We start from the raw sequence: 3,416 nt of genomic DNA, 5'->3' as shown, positions 1-3,416 counted from the left end.
GAACCCGAACCCGAACCCGAACCCGAACCGGAGCCTGAGCCTGAGCCTGAGCCTGAGCCTGAGCCTGAGCCTGAGCCTGAGCCTGAGCCCGAACCGGAGTCCGAGGCAGAACCCGGCTCGGACGAAGAACCGGCGTTCGACGATCGTTCCGACGAGGCGGAAATCCCGCAGGCCTCGGAAAAGGACGAGGATGACTGGGAATTCGATTTTCCCGATCCCGACGACGAATCCCGGTAACCCGCCCCGTAGGAGGCCGGCCCTCCGGCCGATTCGGCCGGGTGGGTCGTCGGGCATGATCGGCCAGGGGGCTGGCCGCCTGCGGGCGGGGGCAATGCCCCGGGGCGCATGACGTTGTTCGAGGGCGGCGGGCGCCGTGCGCATAATCGGCGGATGTATCGACCGAATGCCCGCGCGAGGTAAGCCGACCCCATGGCGACCGTGAAAAGCACCTGCTACGAATGCGACGCCAACTGTGCGATCGACGTCACCCTGGACAATACCGGCGAGCCGGTAAAGATTGACGGTCCCGACTGTCCCCGCTGCTACGTCCAGCTCGATCGCCGTAACCATCCCGAACGCCTGCTGTACCCGCTGCGGCGCACCGGACCGCGCGGCAGCGGCGAGTTCGAGCGCATCTCCTGGGACGAGGCGCTGGACACCATCGCCGAGCATCTGCGCGCGACCCGCGAGGAGCACGGTGCCCCGGCGGCGGCCTTCTTCGCCGGCTACACCAAGGAGGCTCGGCCGCAGCTCCAGCGCCTGGCGCATGCCTTCGGCTCGCCCAACTACCTGACCGAGAGCGGTTGCTGCTTCTCCTCCACCAAGGTGGCGGAGGAGGTGACCTTCGGCACCAAAATCAAGACATCCTCCACCGTGGCCTCGGATGCGACCCGCTGCCTGCTGGTGTGGTCCACCAACCCGCGCGGTTCCATCCCGCCGTTCCATCAGCATGCGCTGGCCGCGGCACGCCCCGGCTGCGCCACGGTGGTGGTGGACCCGCGAGTCACACCGCTGGCGGAGCAGGCCGAGGTGCATCTGCAGATCCGCCCGGGTACGGACGGGGCGCTGGCGCTGGGCATGCACCACCTGATCTTCGAAAACGGCTGGCAGGACCAGGCCTTCCTCGACGAATGGGGCAGCGGCGTGGAGGCCTTCCGCGAATACGTGGCCGAATTCCCGCCGGAGCGGGTGGCGGCGATCTGCGGCATCGAGGAGGCCGACCTGAAGCGCGCCGCCGAGCTCTACGCGACCCGTAGCCCGGCGCAGATCATGCTCTCGCCCACCGCCACCGTGCAGCACTCCAACGGCTTCCAGAATCACCGCGCGGTGAGCCTGCTGGCGGCGGTCACCGGCAATATCGACCGCGAGGGCGGCAACCGCTTCTTCAACGACAAGGTCACGCCGAAGCCGATCGACCTGTTCGACCACTGCAAGCAGAACCTGCCGCCACGCATCGGCGACGAGACCTTCCCGGTGTGGACGGCCCACTGGCCGGCGGCGCAGAGCATGCTGCTGCCGGACGCGATCCTCGACGGCCGACCGCAGCGGGTGCACGCCCTGCTGGCGATTGGCATCAACACCGCGATGTGGCCGAACTCGAAGCGCATGGAACAGGCGCTGGGGGCGCTGGATTTCTTCGCCGTGTCGGACTTCTTCCACAACCCGGCCACGCGCATGGCGGACATCGTGCTGCCGGCCGCCACCAGCCTCGAGCGCCCGGCGCTGATCGCCTATCCCGGCTGCAACTTCCGCGGCGAGCTGCGCTACCGGCACCAGGCGGTGGCCCCGCGCGGCGAGGCACGCGCCGACGCCGAGGTGTTCCTCGAGCTGGGCGTGCGCCTGGGCATGGGCGAGCAGTTCTGGAACGGCGACCTGGAGGCCAGCTGGGCCGAGGCCGCCGAGGGTATCCCCGAGACCATCCGCGAGCAGGTGTACAACGACCCGGACGGGGTGACCGTGTTCGCGAAGGCGCTGGATGATCTGGTCGAGCACGGCTTCGAGGAGGGCGACCGCCAGTACCGCCTGCACGGCTTCCGCACCGTCAGCGGCAAGGTGGAGTTCGATGCCGCCGAGCTGCGCGAGGCCGGGCACGACGGCCTGCCGGTCTGGCGCGAGCCGGCCGAGAGCCCGCTGTCCACGCCGGAGCTGGCGCGCGACTATCCGCTGGTGCTGACCAGCGGCGCGCGCCACAAGCACGCCACCCACTCGCAGCACCAGTACCTGGAACGCATGCGCCGGGCAATGCCGGAGCCGCTGGTGGAGCTGAACCCGACCGACGCCGCGGCGCGCGGCATCGCCGATGGCGACACGGTGGAGGTGCGCTCGCCGCGCGGGCGGGTCGCCTTCGTGGCGAAGGTCACCGACCGCATCAAGCCCGGCGTGGCGCACTGCCAGCACGGCTGGAACCACGCCAACATCAACGAGCTGACCGACGACCGCAACCTCGACCCGATCAGCGGCTTCCCCGCGTTCAAGTCGCTGCTGTGCGAGGTGGAACGCCTGCGCGCCGGGCACGAAGAACGCCTGCCGGAGGCGGGCTGACCTTGCCGTTCGTTGGCGTCCTCCCCGAGCGCCGGCACATCTTCCGGCCCGAGCCGCGGCGCGAGGTGGCGGTGTCGGACGCGGCCGCCTGGCGCCTGAACCCCGGGCATCGATACGTCTACGACAAGCTGCGCCTGGCCCTGGATGCGGGCCTGACCGCCGCGCCCTGCGGGGTCGCGCCCACGGACCTGGGGCTGGACGCGGCGGACACTGTGTTCGTGAAGCCGGTCATCAACCTCGCCGGCATGGGGCTGGATGCCCGCGCTCTGCCCGCCGGCGAGGTGCCGGCCGAGCCCGGCAGTTTCTGGTGCCAGCGCCTGGAGGGAGCCCACACCAGCACCGACTGCCTGGTGGAGAACGGTGAGGTGCGCTGGTTCGCCCACACCCGCGGCTCGGACGAAAAGGACGCCGCGCGCCCGATCTACTGGGAGGTGGGCGCCGCCGTGCCCGAAGTGGAGCCGTGGATCGCCGACTGGGTGCGGCGCAACCTGGCCGGTTACAGCGGCATCTGCAACATCGAGCTGATCGGCGGCCGGCCGATCGAGGCCCATCTGCGCGGCTCCAACGGCTTCTTCGACTTCTACGGCCCGGCCTTCATCCCGGCCTGGGTCGCGCTGGCGGACGGCGAGTCGTTCACGCCACCCCCGCCGATCCCCGGTGGCTACATCATCTCGGTCTTCGGCAAGGTCGAACTGACCGACGCCGATTTCCGCGCCGCCGAAGAGGCCGGCGTCGACCTGAAGGCCGATCCCTCGACCCCGGGCCGATCCGCCATCCTGCGCACCGCCGACCGCGACGCCGGCTTCGCCCTCTACCGCCGCCTTACCGGCCGGCCCGCCCCCGAATAGAGACGCCGGATCGCGCAGAGGGCTGCG

At 70.4% G+C, this 3,416-nt stretch carries 2 protein-coding genes and 1 pseudogene; all 3 read left to right on the top strand.

Annotation, left to right across the window (positions count from 1 at the left end; all coding sequences use genetic code 11):
* Positions 1-237 (top strand): annotated as a pseudogene (locus tag B1A74_RS13700) (hypothetical protein); the annotation flags it as partial.
* 192 nt (positions 238-429) lie between these two features.
* Complete coding sequence (locus B1A74_RS13695; RefSeq protein ID WP_077244960.1) at positions 430-2,541, top strand: molybdopterin-containing oxidoreductase family protein; 2,112 nt, start codon at positions 430-432, stop codon at positions 2,539-2,541.
* Positions 2,542-2,543: 2 nt separating this feature from the next.
* Entirely contained in the window at positions 2,544-3,389 is an 846-nt protein-coding gene (locus tag B1A74_RS13690; RefSeq protein WP_077244959.1) for a hypothetical protein, read from the top strand.
* Positions 3,390-3,416: the final 27 nt, after the last annotated feature.

This window comes from Thioalkalivibrio halophilus (assembly GCF_001995255.1).
Classification (GTDB): domain Bacteria; phylum Pseudomonadota; class Gammaproteobacteria; order Ectothiorhodospirales; family Ectothiorhodospiraceae; genus Thioalkalivibrio; species Thioalkalivibrio halophilus.
Note: the sequence above shows the minus strand (reverse complement) of the source record. Positions and strands in the feature narration are given on the sequence as shown.

Excerpts from the sequence above, each read along its gene's own strand:
- B1A74_RS13695 (WP_077244960.1), top strand. The coding sequence starts at position 430 with ATGGCGACCGTGAAAAGCACCTGCTACGAATGCGACGCCAACTGTGCG.